The sequence below is a fragment of the Paraburkholderia aromaticivorans genome (assembly GCF_002278075.1).
Lineage (GTDB): Bacteria > Pseudomonadota > Gammaproteobacteria > Burkholderiales > Burkholderiaceae > Paraburkholderia > Paraburkholderia aromaticivorans.
Map to the genome: position 1 here is coordinate 1,569,268 of NZ_CP022990.1, position 14,703 is coordinate 1,583,970.

Genomic DNA, 14,703 nt, shown 5'->3' on the forward strand with positions numbered 1-14,703 from the left:
CGGCGGTGCCGGCTTCTGCAAAGGGTCTCCGCCAACTCGAACCGATCAGCTTGCCTGCCCTCAGGCAAGGGTTCGGATCGAGTTGCTGATACCCCGCGCGCAATCGATCACCGCGGGTGCCAGCCGCGCCTCGGCTTCCGCCGGCGTCCACCGGCTCGTCGGCGCCACGACGTGAACCGCACCGACCGGTCGACGCTCCCCGTCGAGCACCGGGGCTGCGATCGTCATGTCGCCGATGAACAGTTCCTCGCGGTTCGACGCATAGCCATTGCGCCGCCCGAGCGCGAGCCGCGTCACGATCTCGTCGATATCCGTCACGGTGTACTGCGTATGCGCGACGCGATCGCTGGCGAGCAGCAGCGCATGTGACTCGTCTTCCGGGAGCGCCGCGAGATACGCCCGTCCCGAGGCCGTGCAGTACATCGGAATGCGGCTGCCGATCGGCATGTGAATCGGCACGAACTTCATGCACACGAAGCGCGCCACATAGACCATGTCGACACCATCCGGCTCGGTCAGGTTGGTGGTCTCGCCAGTAACGTTGGTCAGCTCGGACAAAAACGGGTTGGCGACATCGATCAATGTGTCCGCAGCCAGATAGTTGAAGCCGATCTGCATCACACGCGGCGCCAGTTGATAGCGCTTCGTACGCGGATGCTTTCTCACATAACCAAGCTTCTCCAGCGTGTAGATCATGCGCTGCGCGGAGCTTTTGGTGATGGCCGTCGCCTCCGCCACTTCCTGCAACGTCATCGACCTTCGCTGCGCGCTGAACGCGCGCAACACCGCGATGCCCTTCTCCAGCGACTGATTGAACAGTGCGTCTGGCGTTTCCTCCGGCTCCAGGGGCGCTTCCGTCTCTGGGCTGAGTTGCTTGCGTGTCATGGAATCACCCAATTGTTCTCTGCTGTCATTGACTCTAGCATATCGCATATCGATACACAAATTTCGTTAAACGATATTTTTGACTCGAATATCATTGCTCAACTGATGGTTACCGATATTCCGACCGACCGTCGTCAACTCGTGGAGAGACTCATGTTCCAGTTCGCCAAACGCTTCGCCGGTGTCTTTGCAACAGGATTGCTGCTCGCCGGTGCGCCGGCCTTGTCCGCAGCCGCCACCACGTACGAGATTGGAGCGACCGCCACCGGTGTGCCGTTCACCTTTCTCGATGTGAAGACCAATTCGATCCAGGGCCTGCTGGTCGATGCGATTACCGCCACCGGCAAGGCCGCGGGCTTCGACGTCAAGATCGAGCAGACCACCTTTTCCTCGCTGATTCCGTCGCTGACCACGAAGAAGATCGACATCATCTCGGCGGCCATGCTGAAAACGCCGGCGCGCGAGCAGGTCGTCGATTTCTCCGACACCGTGTACTCCTACGGCGAAGGCCTGATCGTGCGCGCCGACGACAAAGGCCAGTACACCACGATGGACGACCTCAAGGGCGAAATTGTCGGCGCGCAGGTTGGCACCGCATTCGTCGATGCGTTGAACAAGAAGGGCATCTTCAAGGAAGTGCGCACCTACGATTCAGTCGCCGACATCATGCGTGACGTCGCGCTCGGCCGCATCAAGGCGGGCTTCGGCGACCACCCTATTCTGGCCTACCAGCTTCAGCACAATCCGAATCCGCAATTGCGGCTCGTGAGCGGATATCAGCCGTCGGTGAAAGGCCAGGTGTGCTTCGTCGTGCGCAAGGGCGACACGGCGACGCTGGAACAGTTGAACGCCGGCATCAGAAAGATCAAGGCCGACGGCACGCTCACGCAAATCGTCAAGAAGTGGCAGGTGGAATGACGTCGTTCGCAGAATAAGGACCGCCCGCCATGTTCTTCCAGAACGCCATCGAGTTTCTGCCGATCCTGCTCAAAGGCGCAGTTGTCACGATCGAGATCACCTTCTGCTCGTTCGTTCTGAGCACGGTGCTCGGCCTCGTGCTCGCGCTGATGCGCGTGTCCGGCAACCGCGTCGCAGCGAATGCCGCCACGACCTTTATCAACGTGATCCGCGGGCTGCCCATCATCGTTCAGCTCTTCTACATCTACTTTGTGCTGCCGGACCTCGGCGTGCAGTTGTCGGCGTTCCAGGCGGGTTTCATAGGCCTCGGCGTCGCGTACTCGGTGTATCAGGCGGAAAACTTCCGCGCCGGCATCCAGGCAATTGATCACGGGCAGATCGAAGCGGCGCAGTCCATCGGCATGCGCGGCGCGATGATCATGCGGCGCGTGGTGTTGCCGCAGGCGTTCCGGATTTCACTGCCGGCATACGGCAATACCCTCGTGATGATGCTCAAGGATTCGTCGCTCGCCTCGACTATCACCGTCGCCGAGATGACGCGCGCCGGGCAGCTGATCGCGTCGTCGACGTTTCAGAACATGACGGTATTCACGCTGGTCGCGCTGCTTTATCTCGGACTCAGCCTGCCGCTCGTCTATGGCTTGCGGCGGCTTGAACGCCGCCTCGGACTGAAGGGAAAACGATGATCAAGGTCGATGCGATTCACAAGCGCTTTCACGATCAGCACGTGCTCAAAGGTGTCAGTCTGCGTGTCGAACGCGGCCAGGTCGTGTGTCTGATCGGTCCGTCCGGCTCGGGCAAATCCACGCTGCTTCGATGCATCAACGGATTGGAGCGGCATGACGCCGGCACGATCACCGTGGAGGGTCACGCCGTCGACGCGAATTCGAAGCAGATCCACACTCTGCGCGCACAGGTCGGCATGGTGTTCCAGCGCTTCAACCTGTTTCCGCATCGCACGGCGTTGGAAAACGTGTTCGAGGGTCCGGTATTCGTCAGGAAGGAAGCACGTGCGCAGGCACGCGAGCGCGCCCGCCATCTGCTCGACAAAGTCGGCCTCGCGCACCGGATGGACGCTTACCCGGCCGAAATGTCGGGCGGACAGCAACAGCGCGTGGCGATTGCGCGCGCGCTGGCCATGGAACCGAAGGCGATCCTCTTCGACGAGCCGACCTCGGCACTCGACCCCGAGCTGGTCGGCGAAGTGCTGGGCGTCATGCGCCAGCTCGCCGACGACGGCATGACCATGATCGTCGTCACGCACGAGATGGGCTTCGCGCGCGAAGTGGCCGATCGTGTGTGCTTTCTTCATGACGGCACGATCCATGAGGAAGGGTCCGCCGCCGACCTGTTCGAACGTCCGCGCAATCCTCGCACACGCGAGTTTCTCGGCAGGATGCCCACGCTTACCGACGCCCCCCGGATTTGAAAACATCATGAGCCTGGTTGAAGTTGCAAAGCCGTTGCCGCCCTCTCTTTGGGCGGCAACGGCGGAACCCGCGGTCGATACGCCGCCGCTCGACGGCTCGGTCACAACGGACGTCGCGATTGTCGGCGCCGGCTACACCGGTTTGTCGACGGCCTTGCATCTGGCCGAACAGGGCATACGGGTCTGTGTGATCGACGCCAACGAGCCCGGCTGGGGAGCGTCCGGCCGCAACGGCGGCCAGGTGATTCCGGGCCTGAAATACGATCCCGACGAACTCATCCGACGCTACGGCCCAGACGACGGCGATGCGCTCGTGCAAATGGCGGGCGGCGCCGCGGACTCGGTTTTCGCCCTGATCGAGCGTTACGGCATTCAGTGCAACGCGACGCGCGCCGGCTGGATTCAGCCGACCCATTCGAGCAAGCTGCTCGGCACGCTGCACAACCGGGCCCGGCAGTGGGCGTCGCGCGACGCCCCGGTCGAACTGCTCGACCGTTCGCAGATATCGAGGCGGCTCGGCACGGACGCATTCGTTGGCGGTTGGGTCGACCTGCGCGCGGGCAGCGTGCATCCATTGAGCTACGCACGTGGCCTCGCGCGCGCGGCGCAAACGGCTGGCGCGGCGATCCATAGCGGAACCCGTGCCGCGAGCGTGGAGCGCGGCCCGAAAGGGTGGCGAATTCGCACGGCGCAGGGTTCGCTCATCGATTCGAAACAGGTCCTGCTGGCCACCAACGGTTATACGGATGGTCTCTGGCCGCACCTCGCCCAATCAGTGATCGCCGCGAATAGCTTCATCGTCGCAACGGAGCCGCTGCCCGACGATGTCGGCGCAACGATTCTGCCCGGCGGAGAAGTGGCTTCCGATTCACGGCGCCTGCTGCTCTATTTCCGCAAGGATGCACACGGGCGTTTGCTGATGGGCGGGCGCGGCCCCTTTCGCGAGCCTCGCAACGCCGCGGATTGGGCGCATCTCGAACGTGCCGCCCAGTTGATGTTTCCACAGCTGAAGGGCATCGAATACGAATACCGATGGGCCGGCCGTATCGCCATCACCCGCAATTTTTTGCCGCACGTGCATGTGCCGGCCGAAGGCATGACGATCGCGCTGGGTTACAACGGCCGCGGCATTGCAATGGCGACCACGTTGGGAATGCATCTGGCTGCATTGATCGGCGGTACGACACGCGGCTTGCCGCTGCCGCCAACGTCTATCGAGCCTGTGCCGTTTCACGCGTTGCAGCGGCTCTATATCAGCGCGGGAGTGGCATGGTATGGACTGCTCGATGCGCTTTCCTGAGCACGCATTGACGCGCATGCGGTGCGGCCGGCGCAAAATCGGCTGAGAGCGGTCTCGGCCAGAAAGGCGCGACTGAACTCGCGAGGGCTGAGATTAGCCACATCCGCGAACTCCTCGACTGTGAGCGGATTGCGCAGGTTGCGGCGAATCATAGGTCTTTTCGAAGCAACCCCGCGATAAAACGAGCTCACCGCAATCTGCTTGATTTGCCTGCTTCTCGAATGCCGAGAACCGCGCATCGGCCTGGTTGCCGAGTGAAAAATTCCTATTTCCGGCCGAACATTGATTCACTCTGCCATTGGCGATAACCTTGAACAGTCGGTGATCGTCCAATGCCAATCAATCCGGAGACAACCTTTTCGTGAACCGAGCGTGGGCTTTCTTCTGCATCCTCACGTTGAGCGCGATCCTCGGCGGATGTGGCAAGGGTGGATCGCAAAACGCTGCGCAGGAAGCGGGCGCACCAGCGAGCGAGGCGCCGGGTCAGCCTGGGCAGGCCGCGAGCGATACACCTGCCGCATCGGGCGCGCAGGAGCGAGGCGCGCCGGCCGCCATCACCAAGGCGCAGTTACCGGCGGAGGCAGCAGAAACCCTGCGTCTGATCAAATCGGGCGGCCCGTTCCCTTTTGGCGAGGACGGTGTCTTGTTCCGCAACAGCGCGGCATTGCTGCCGCAGCATCCGCGCGGCTATTACCACGCATACACAGTTCGCACGCCTGGCCTCGCGGATCGCGGGCAACGCCGCATTGTTTGTGGTGGACCGCGCAGGCAGACCAGCGACTGCTACTACACCGACGATTACTACACCAGTTTCAAGCGCATTGCCGGATAACCTGAGTCAATCAAGAACGCCTCAAGCCTTCTATAAAGCAGACGACGGGGCGTCGTGTTCTCAGAGACCGTGCCGCAATAGCACGATCAGCGGCAGGGATAGCTGGGACTGTCTTCTTCCGCAGCCTCCCGTTCGTATTCCACCGCCCCGTCTGGACCGGCCCTCCTCCCTGCTCGGGAAGCAGCGATTCGAAATTCGCGGCGTTGAACGCCACGTGATCGGCCGAGGCGGTCGCCGCAAGGACTGCGAGCCTAAGACGTGGCGTGCGTCCGCGGCCGGATGGTCGAATGCTCGGTCGGAGCCCGCGGAGGTTACTGTCCAACTTCTTTCAACGTCAGCGCATTTTTCACGGACGTCACACCGCTCACCGTCTTGGCGATTTCGGTCGCCTTTTCGCTCTGTCCGCCTTCGGTGACGGATCCCGCGAGGGTCACTGCGCCGCCTTTTGCAATCACATTGATTCTGGAAGTATTGACGCCGCCCTTGGAGAGCGCGCGAAGCACTTTCTTGCTCAGTGCGCGATTCGCCTGTCTAGCGGCTTTAGCACTTCCCTCGGCTGCCGGCGCTGTCGACGTGGCTGCTGACTCGCTGGTTTGCGGCCAAGCATTGATCGATGCGGCCACGATCAATGCGCCAGTAGCAAACTTGAGGATATTGATGACTTTCATTACTCACTCCAGTTGGCAAGATTTACAACACGTTCCGGCAGCGATCGTGAGTCCGATGTGACACGGCCGCTGGGCGCATTCAAGCGCGGCGACTTGCACTTGCCTGCGGCCCGTATGAACGAACCTCGACGACGGCCCACGATGAGTCGGCATGGGCGTAACCACGCGATTGCTGCCGTTGCAGTCTGTTCCAAATACTCTCGCTAAACCATGAGACCATGGTCCCATAGACGCAGGTGTGAGTCTTACGCGAAGCATTGAGCAATTTCCAAAGCGTCGGCGTAAGCGCGCAATAGTGCCGGTTCCTATTCTCGCCGTGCCCCCGTCATAGCGGTGAGTTAATCGGCAGCACACCGAGGCACTAGGTGCCTACGCGCTTCAGCACGGAAACGCCGCACTCCTGGTCGAGTTCTGTCGCTGTTCCGGGCACCGCCGCAAGCGAATTCGTCAGCACGGTGAGACGCACGCCGCGCGCTGTTAGCCAGCGTATCCGCGCAACGCCCCTTGCACCGGAGACAAATGCACGGCGAGATCTTCAGCACCTCACGCGTAGCCTAAGGTGGCATGCCGTGACGTTGAGACATATAGGGTTCATATAGGGTTTGTACCTGTCACGACAACATTCAATTGTTCTGCGAGAGCTTAATTACGAGCAACCTCCGGCCTACACTGCAAGCACTGAAACGCAAACGGGTGTTTGCGAACAAATCAAGTCTGGAGGTAAGAATCATGAAGCTCGTTCAATCGCTCGTTGTTGCTGCTGCCCTCGCCATTCCGGCTATCTCGTCGTTCGCCCAATCCAACGAGGCCGCCGCGCCAGTCAATACTCTGGTCGCGCAAACGGACGTGGCTGCCGCGGATTCCGGCGGCGTCGCCGAGGGCACGTCGGCCTCGGGCGCCCGTCAGCAACTGCACTCGTTGCGCAGCGCGGTTTCCAGCGTGGGCCACAAGATCCAAGGCTCAATCCGTCCGGATGCAAACGACGGAATGAAGCCGCTGTATTTTGGCTCGTAAATCACTGGATTGAATACACCGGGCTACTATCCACCGACCGGTCTCTGACGCTGGTTGAGCTGTTGAGGTATTAGCTTCGAGACGCGCAGGCTTGCCTGCGCGTGTTCGTTTTCAAAGGGTCCCCACTCCCCGATTCGTTGCACGATAGGCAGGTCTCCTGCAGGTCGGCATTCGCATATCCCAGGCCGCTCTGGTCAGGTCATTTCCCCCCGGTTTCGACGAGCAGCGTACCCGGCATTTTTTTGCCCGTCACTTCGATGAATAGTTTCGGGTAAGGGCAAACCCGTATAATCCTCCCAAGAGGTCAGACAACTAGAGGACATAGTCGTCAAGACCCTTGACCTGCGCCGGCCGCGCAGCGCCGAAACTTGCCAAGCTTTCTCTCCCATACCCGTGAATCCGACCGCCACCGCCCTGCCCTTTCGCAACGCCCTGTTCGCCATGCTCGGCATCGGCCTCGTCAATATGCTGGTCGCGCTCGACCAGACGGTCGTCAGCACCGCCCTGCCTTCCATCGTCGCGGAGTTGCACGGCTTCGAGTACTACGCATGGATCGCCAGCGCGTACCTGCTCGCCTCGGTGGTCACCGTGCCGGTGTTCGGGCGGCTCGGCGACTACTTCGGCCGCAAGCGTTTCGTGATTGCCGCGGTCATCACGTTCACGGTGGCATCGGTGCTCTGCGGCGTCGCGAACGACATGCTGTTTCTCGTGATCGCGCGCGGCTTGCAAGGCGTCGGCGGCGGGATGATGGTCGGCACGGCCTTCGCGTCGATACCCGACCTCTTCCCCGATCCGCGGGCGCGAGTGCGCTGGCAAGTGGTGATGGCCGCCGCCTACGGCATCGGCACCGCGGCGGGGCCGTCGCTCGGCGGCTGGATGAGCGAACACTGGGGCTGGCGCTCCACCTTCCTGATCAACTTGCCGGTCGGCGCGGCCGCGCTCTATTTCATCTGGGCGCATCTGCCCAGCTTCCGGCGTCCGCATGAAGGCGAAGTGAAGATCGACTGGCTCGGCGCGGCTCTGGTCGCCGCCGTGCTCGGCGGGCTGCAGGCTTTCATCGAAGCCGTGCCGAAAGACGGCCTGAGCGCCGGCAATCTCACGCTGGCCGCTTGCGTGATCGCGGGCACCATCGCATTGCTGATATGCGAAAAGCGCGCCACGCACCCCATCATTCCGCTCGACCTGTTCAAAGACCCGCAACTCGTCACGCTGTTTACGCTCGGCATGCTGTCGGGTTTCGTGATGTTCTCGCTGATCTTCTTCGCGCCGCTGCTGCTGCAAGGCGGCTTCGGCCTGTCGCCGCAACAGGCCGGCCTGCTCGCCACGCCGATCGCCGCCTGCATCGCGCTCGGCAGTCTGCTGAACACGCGCATCGTCATTCACATGAAGAAGCCCACGCAGATCCTGTCGATCGGTTTCGCGCTGCTGTTGTTCGCGTCGATTGCGCTGGCGTTCGCGAATCCGGACACGCCGCACGTGCGGATCGAATTGCCGATGGCCGCGGTCGGCATCGGCCTCGGCTTCATCCTCAACAATCTGAATGTGTTCGGCCAGGAGATTGCCGGGCGCGAGCGCTTCGGCATCACGACGGCGCTGCTGCAATCCACGCGCATGGTGGGCGGGATGCTCGGCACCAGCATTGTCGCGACCGTGGTGGCGCATCACTACCGCGACGTGGTCACGCGCACGATAAGCGTGCTCGGCGAACCGGCCGCGTCGCAATGGCGGCCTCGCTTCGTCGACTTGCGCATCCTTATCGACGAAGCGTCGCGTCTGAAGCTGATCGCGGATATGAAGCCGTCAGGGCTCAATACGCTCGCACTGATCGATACCGCGCGCGATGCGCTGGTGCAGTCGATTCATATCGGCGTGTGGCTGACGGCGGTCGCGGCGCTGGCGGCCGCGCTGCTGGTGCAGCGCATCTCGCATGTGGTGTTTCGCAAGAGTTGAAGCCGCCGGCCCGGTTGTCGACGGTTCAGCGCACCAGACACGGGCGCTTGTTATCGAACTTCCAGTTCGGAATCAGATATTGCATGGCCGCGCCGTCGTCGCGCGCGCCCAGGCCGTGCTGCTGATACAGCGCGTGCGCCTTCTCGATCTCGTCCATGTCCAGCTCGATACCCAGCCCCGCGGCCTGCGGCACCTTCACCTTGCCGCCGACGATCCGCAGCGGCTCGCGCGTCAGGCGCTGACCGTCCTGCCAGATCCAGTGGGTGTCGATCGCCGTGATCTTGCCGGGCGCGGCCGCCGCCACGTGCGTGAACATGGCGAGCGAAATGTCGAAGTGGTTGTTCGAGTGCGAGCCCCACGTGAGGCCCCAGTCGTTGCACATTTGCGCGACGCGCACCGAACCCTGCATGGTCCAGAAGTGCGGATCGGCCAGCGGGATGTCCACGGACTGCAACTGGATCGCGTGTCCCATCTGGCGCCAGTCGGTGGCGATCATGTTGGTCGCCGTCGGCAAGCCGGTCGCGCGACGGAACTCGGCCATCACCTCGCGGCCTGAATAGCCGTTTTCAGCGCCGCACGGATCTTCCGCATAGGCCAGCACGTCGTGCTTGTCGCGGCACAGTCGCACCGCTTCGGCGAGCGACCACGCGCCGTTCGGATCGAGCGTCACGCGGGCCTTGGGAAACCTTTCGGCGAGCGCCGTGACGGCTTCGATTTCGGCGTCCCCGGAGAGCACGCCGCCTTTGAGCTTGAAGTCGTTGAAGCCGTAGCGCGCCTGCGCCGCTTCGGCCAGACGCACCACGGCCTCGGGCGTCAGCGCCTGTTCGGTGCGCACGCGCTCCCACTCGTCGCGGCCATCGGCGCCGCTCGCATACGCCAGATCGGTCTTGCCGCGATCGCCGATATAGAACAGGTAGCCGAGCATTTCCACTTCGTCGCGTTGCTGGCCTTCGCCGAGCAGCGCGGCGACGGGCACGCCCAGATGCTGGCCGAGAAGGTCGAGCAACGCGGCTTCGAGCGCGGTCACCGCGTGGATCGTGGTGCGCAGATCGAATGTCTGCAAACCGCGGCCGCCGGCGTCGCGATCGGCGAACTGCGTGCGCACCTTGTTCAACACTGCCTGCAAGTTGCCGATCGACTGACCGACGACGAGCGCGCGCGCATCATCGATGGTCTTGCGGATGCTCTCGCCGCCCGGCACTTCACCGACGCCGGTATGACCGGCGCTGTCGCGCAGAATGACGATATTGCGCGTGAAGAACGGGCCGTGCGCGCCGCTCAGATTGAGCAACATGCTGTCACGGCCGGCGACAGGCACGACACGCAGCTCGGTGACGACCGGCGTGGCGTTCGATTGGGAAGGTTTCGTGGACATGAGGTTGAACCAGGTGAGTGAATGAGCCGGGTAGCCGGAATCGAGGCGCTATGCGATCGCGCTCGACACTGGGCGCCGGACGGAAACTGGACAGTGCGTCACGCATGATGGGCGGCTCTGCCAGTCAGTGTCATCAGTGAACTTTATGCGGCAACGATTGCGCCAGCGAATCGTGATTCATGCGGCGGTTGCGGGTCAGAAAGCCAGCCGCTGCCGCAATCAACGAAGCCACGGCGAGGCCGTACAGGCCACCGGTAATCGAACCGGTATGCTGCTGCAGATATCCGAACGCAGCCGGCGCGAAGAATCCGCCGAGGTTGCCCACCGAGTTGATCAACGCAATGACCGCGGCGGCCACGCGTGCATCCAGATAGCCTTGCGGAATGGGCCAGAACAGCGAAGCCGCCGCCTTGAAACCGATCGCCGAGAAACAGATTGCCACGAACGAGAACACCGGATTGCCCGAGGTCGAAGCGAACAGCCCGCACGCCGCAATAACGAGCGCCACGGCCAGCCACGCTTGCTGAAAACGCCATTTCGCCGACAGCAACGCGAAGCAGTACATCGCCAACATGGCGATCAGCCACGGAATCGCGTTGAGCATGCCGACTTCGAAGTCCGAGAGGCCGCCCATTTTGCGGATGATGGTGGGCAGCCAGAAAGTGGCGGCGTAGATGGTCAATTGAATCGCGAAGTACAGGAAGCAGAACAGCAGAATCTGCGGGTCCTTCAGCAGTTTCATGGCCGGCAGATGCGCGCCGCCGTGCGCCTCGCGCTCGGCCTGCTCCGCCGCGATCGACGTCGCGAGCACGTTCTGCTCTTCAGTGGTGAGCCACGAGGCGTCGCGAATACGCGACTTCAGCAGCGTCCAGCTCACCGCGCACAGCACGATCGAAAAACCGCCTTCGATGAGAAACATCCATTGCCAGCCGTGCAGACCGAAGCCGCGAATGGAAAGAAGGCTGCCGGTGATCGGACCGGACAGCACCGACGCCAGCGCGGAGCCGCCGAGAAAAACCGCCACCGCCTTGCCGCGCTCCTTCTGCGGCAGCCACTGCGTGAAGTAAAAAACCACGCCGGGGAAGAAGCCGGCCTCGGCGACGCCGAGCAGAAACCGCAGCACATAGAACGAGGTGTCGTTCCAGACGAACGCCATCGCCGCCGCGACGAGTCCCCAGGTGCCCATGATGCGGGTCAGCCACGCGCGCGCGCCGTACTTCTGCATCAACACGTTGGACGGCACCTCGAACAGCGCGTAGCCGATGAAGAACAGGCCGCTTCCGAGGCCGTAGGCGGCGGCGCCGATGCCGAGATCCGTCTGCATGTGCGAATTGACGAAGCCGATGTTCACACGGTCGATGTAGTTCGCAATGAACATGATCAGAAACAGCGGCAGCACGTGCCGCTTGACCTTGGAGACCGCTGATTCGAGCGGATCGGCGGGGGTGGTGAAAGCAGATGTCAAGGTTGTCTCCTGTTCCGGCCAGTCAAACGAGCCGATCGAATGCAGCGCGGCGCATTCGTGCACGCCGGTTTTTCATACCAAATTACGTGATACGTTGTCCGATGACAGTCTACCGCTGTTTAGTGGACGGCTCCAACGCAGTGTTTACCCTGTCAAACCCATGCAATATGGTGTACTTCCGCGTTAGAATCCACGTCAGCGTCCTCTTCGCAAAACGAACTAGGATGTCTGATGACTAGAAGATTTTGAGGGCCGGCTGCCGTCAAACTGGCCTTGGAACCTCATTTCCACAAACCGTCGCGACCGCGCGATTGACATCGTTCCTGGCCGGACAGACGCTATGATGGCTATACCGAGGCGACACACGACGCCGTTCGCACGCGCCACGTGTGCAATTCCAGCCGAACAACCGACCAGCCCCAGAAATGAGCAGCTTGACTGAGAAGGTGGTGGCCACCCTTTCCGATGAAATCCGCCGGGGCGCCTTGAGGCCGGGCGATCGCATTCCCACCGAAGTCGCGATGATGAAGCAGCTCTCGGTAAGCCGCTCCGTGGTGCGCGAGGCGATTTCGCGCCTGCAGGCGGCCAAGGTGGTCGAGACGCGTCACGGCATCGGGACCTTCGTGCTGGCACCGGCCACGGAACAAGCCATGAAGTTGCCGGCCGCCGACCTCTCCAGCATGCTGGACGTGATGGCGATCATCGAATTCCGTATCGACGTCGAGGCCGCCTCCGCCGCGCTCGCCGCAGCGCGGCGCACCGACCAGAACCTCAAGCAGATCCGCGGCGCGCTGGAGCGTTTCGAGTCCGAACTCGAGCGCGGCAGCACGGATACGCTCGCGCACGACATCGAGTTTCATCTGCAGATCGCCCGCGCGAGCGGCAATCGCTATTTCTTCGACGTGTTGAGCCAGCTCGGCCGCGCGGTGAGCCCGCGCACGCGGCTCGGCACGGCGGAGATCGCGGAACTCGACCATATCGAGCATCTGCGTAACGTGCTCAGCGAGCATCAGATGATCTTTCGCGCGATCGAACGGCAAGATCCGGACGACGCGCGCGCCGCCATGCGCATGCATTTGAGCAATAGCCGCGAACGGCTGCGCCGCGCTCACGAGCTGAGCAAAGCGGGCGATTGAGCCGCCGGTCAGAGGGCGGCCGCAACCGTAGGAGCGCACTACGCAGCAGGCGCCTCGACATCGAGATCCATCAACGCCGAACTCAGCGATTTGCCGTGCGCGTCGAGTGCGAGCGAACGCGTTACGCCGCCGCCAAGCGCATTGCCGAGCACGAAGTTGAACGCGGCAATGCCGGGCAGATCGTAGCGCACCACGTCGCCCTGCACGACACCACGCAGATGCGCTTTGACCCGCTCCGGCGTCAGCGCCGTGCGTAGGTGTTCATAGTGCTTCGCGTCATGGCAGATCACCGAGATGTTCAGCGTATTGCCTTTGTCGCCGGTACGCGAATGAGCCAGCTCACGTAATTTCATCTCACGCCTCCACCATCGAGAACGCCGGCGTCACATGCTCGCGCGGCAGCAAAACCGATTGCACCGCGACGACTTCGCGGGCCGACTTCGTGACGCCGCCTCCGCCTGCGGGTCCATTGGTGTAGAGCGTCTCCACCTCGTTGCCGATACGCACCGCTTGCGCCAGCGAGGTCGTGCGCCCCGCCACTCTTGCGCGCACCTCGTATGGTTCAGCATAGCCGGCAGCCGCCGTTTCCCCGTACAAGGCATTCACGCCGATCAGATCGAAGCGCAATTCACTCGTCTCCACGCCGGTCGACACGAGCCGTTCCCGCACGATATCGAGCGCGAGCCGCGCGCGCGCCAACGCGCCGGGACCGCCGTACGAAATTTGCCCTTCGCCGATATAACCGTCGAAATAAGCAACCGACACCTTCAACGTATCCGTACGCGGCGTGCCTCGCCCGCCGCTCACGCGCACACGATCCGGCGCTTCCTGCGCGACCCGCACCTGCGAGAAATCCGCGACCACGTCCGGTTGCAGATAGCGCCGCGGATCGTGAATCTCGTACAGCAGTTGTTCCTTGCAGGTCGCTTCGGTCACCCGCCCGCCGGCTTGCGCGAGCTTGGTGATGACCACCGCGCCGTCCTGCCCGACTTCGGCAATCGGGAATCCGAGCCTCGCCAGTTCCGGAACGTCCTTAAAGCCCGGATCAGCGAAATAGCCGCCGGTGATCTGCCCCGCGCATTCGAGCAGATGGCCGATCACGGTTGCCTGACCCAGCGTTTGCCAGTCGTCCATGCGCCAGCCGAATTCGTGAATCAGCGGCGCGACGAACAGCGACGGATCGGCCACGCGTCCGGTCAGGACGATCTGCGCACCGGCCGCGAGCGCATCGACGAGGGCGCTCGCGCCGAGATAGGCGTTCGCGGAAACCAGCCGATCCTGATAGTCCGAGACATGCTCTCCCGATTCGACGAAGCAGAAATCGCCCTGACGAACGACGTCGAGCACATCGTCGCCGGTAACCGCCGCAATCTTCACCTCGCCGAGACCGAGCGTGCGCGCGATCTCCGCGGTCTTGCGCGCCGCCGCGAGAGGATTCGCCGCCCCCATGTTCGAAACGATGCGCACGCCGTTGCGCAGCGCGGCCGGCAGCACGGCCTTCATGCGCGTTTCGAGCAACGGGTCGTAGCCGAGCTCAGCGTCCTTGCTGCGCGCCTGCTGCGCGATCGCAATCGTGCGTTCCGCGAGGCACTCGAAAACGAGGTAATCGAGCGCGCCGTGCTCCGCCAGTTCGACGGCGGGTTCGATCCGGTCGCCGGAATAGCCCGCGCCCGCGCCAATGCGCACGGTCCGTTGAGAATGAGTGGCTGTCATGCTGGTCACATCCGTTCA

Annotated in this window: 14 protein-coding genes and 1 pseudogene; 8 read left to right on the forward strand and 7 right to left on the reverse strand. The window is 62.7% G+C overall.

Going from position 1 to position 14,703, the window contains the following annotated elements:
- Window positions 1-60 precede the first annotated feature (60 nt).
- Window positions 61-885 (reverse strand): IclR family transcriptional regulator, encoded by an 825-nt coding sequence (locus tag CJU94_RS26765; RefSeq protein ID WP_095421647.1) that lies wholly within the window; start codon window positions 883-885, stop codon window positions 61-63.
- 153 nt (window positions 886-1,038) lie between these two features.
- Here CJU94_RS26765 and CJU94_RS26770 point away from each other — a divergent pair, with 153 nt between their 5' ends.
- Genes CJU94_RS26770 through CJU94_RS26785 form a run of 4 tightly spaced genes read left to right on the forward strand, consistent with a single transcriptional unit; the run spans window position 1,039 to window position 4,532 of the window.
- Window positions 1,039-1,803 (forward strand): substrate-binding periplasmic protein, encoded by a 765-nt coding sequence (locus CJU94_RS26770; protein ID WP_095422811.1) that lies wholly within the window; start codon window positions 1,039-1,041, stop codon window positions 1,801-1,803.
- Between the two features lie 29 nt (window positions 1,804-1,832).
- Complete coding sequence (locus CJU94_RS26775; protein ID WP_095421648.1) at window positions 1,833-2,489, forward strand: amino acid ABC transporter permease; 657 nt, start codon at window positions 1,833-1,835, stop codon at window positions 2,487-2,489.
- Window positions 2,486-3,232 carry an amino acid ABC transporter ATP-binding protein gene (locus CJU94_RS26780; protein WP_095421649.1) on the forward strand — a complete coding sequence of 249 codons (747 nt, stop codon included), beginning with the start codon at window positions 2,486-2,488 and terminating at the stop codon, window positions 3,230-3,232. Before CJU94_RS26775 ends, CJU94_RS26780 begins: the two co-directional genes overlap by 4 nt.
- A 7-nt stretch (window positions 3,233-3,239) precedes the next feature.
- Entirely contained in the window at window positions 3,240-4,532 is a 1,293-nt protein-coding gene (locus tag CJU94_RS26785; RefSeq protein ID WP_095421650.1) for an NAD(P)/FAD-dependent oxidoreductase, read from the forward strand.
- Between the two features lie 41 nt (window positions 4,533-4,573).
- On the opposite strand, the pseudogene CJU94_RS42575 reads toward CJU94_RS26785, so the two are convergent.
- A pseudogene (locus CJU94_RS42575) lies at window positions 4,574-4,681 on the reverse strand (GlxA family transcriptional regulator); the annotation flags it as partial.
- A 212-nt stretch (window positions 4,682-4,893) separates the two neighbouring features.
- Between CJU94_RS42575 and CJU94_RS26795 the strand changes: the two are divergent.
- Window positions 4,894-5,364 (forward strand): ribonuclease, encoded by a 471-nt coding sequence (locus CJU94_RS26795; protein WP_095421651.1) that lies wholly within the window; start codon window positions 4,894-4,896, stop codon window positions 5,362-5,364.
- A gap of 311 nt (window positions 5,365-5,675) precedes the next feature.
- Here CJU94_RS26795 and CJU94_RS26800 read toward each other — a convergent pair whose 3' ends face one another.
- Window positions 5,676-6,032, reverse strand: a complete 357-nt coding sequence (locus CJU94_RS26800) for a BON domain-containing protein (RefSeq protein ID WP_095421652.1) — start codon at window positions 6,030-6,032, stop codon at window positions 5,676-5,678.
- A gap of 729 nt (window positions 6,033-6,761) precedes the next feature.
- Here CJU94_RS26800 and CJU94_RS26805 point away from each other — a divergent pair.
- Together CJU94_RS26805 and CJU94_RS26810 are read left to right on the forward strand one after the other, a co-directional pair.
- On the forward strand, window positions 6,762-7,046 hold the full coding sequence (locus CJU94_RS26805; protein WP_095421653.1) for a hypothetical protein: 285 nt from the start codon (window positions 6,762-6,764) through the stop codon (window positions 7,044-7,046).
- Window positions 7,047-7,487: 441 nt separating this feature from the next.
- Window positions 7,488-8,996 (forward strand): MFS transporter, encoded by a 1,509-nt coding sequence (locus CJU94_RS26810; protein WP_095422812.1) that lies wholly within the window; start codon window positions 7,488-7,490, stop codon window positions 8,994-8,996.
- 25 nt (window positions 8,997-9,021) lie between these two features.
- On the opposite strand, the gene gudD is transcribed toward CJU94_RS26810, so the two are convergent.
- Complete coding sequence (gene gudD, locus CJU94_RS26815) at window positions 9,022-10,371, reverse strand: glucarate dehydratase (protein ID WP_095421654.1); 1,350 nt, start codon at window positions 10,369-10,371, stop codon at window positions 9,022-9,024.
- 133 nt (window positions 10,372-10,504) lie between these two features.
- Window positions 10,505-11,836 (reverse strand): MFS transporter, encoded by a 1,332-nt coding sequence (locus CJU94_RS26820; RefSeq protein ID WP_095422813.1) that lies wholly within the window; start codon window positions 11,834-11,836, stop codon window positions 10,505-10,507.
- Window positions 11,837-12,261: 425 nt separating this feature from the next.
- On the opposite strand from CJU94_RS26820, the gene CJU94_RS26825 reads away from it, so the two are divergent.
- Window positions 12,262-12,972 (forward strand): FadR/GntR family transcriptional regulator, encoded by a 711-nt coding sequence (locus tag CJU94_RS26825; RefSeq protein ID WP_095421655.1) that lies wholly within the window; start codon window positions 12,262-12,264, stop codon window positions 12,970-12,972.
- Between the two features lie 38 nt (window positions 12,973-13,010).
- Here CJU94_RS26825 and CJU94_RS26830 read toward each other — a convergent pair whose 3' ends face one another.
- A complete protein-coding gene (locus CJU94_RS26830; protein WP_095421656.1) occupies window positions 13,011-13,325 on the reverse strand; it encodes an AtuA-related protein in 315 nt (104 codons plus the stop codon).
- Between the two features lies 1 nt (window position 13,326).
- Window positions 13,327-14,685, reverse strand: coding sequence for an acyclic terpene utilization AtuA family protein (locus CJU94_RS26835; RefSeq protein WP_095421657.1), 1,359 nt, complete (start codon window positions 14,683-14,685; stop codon window positions 13,327-13,329).
- Window positions 14,686-14,703 lie beyond the last annotated feature (18 nt).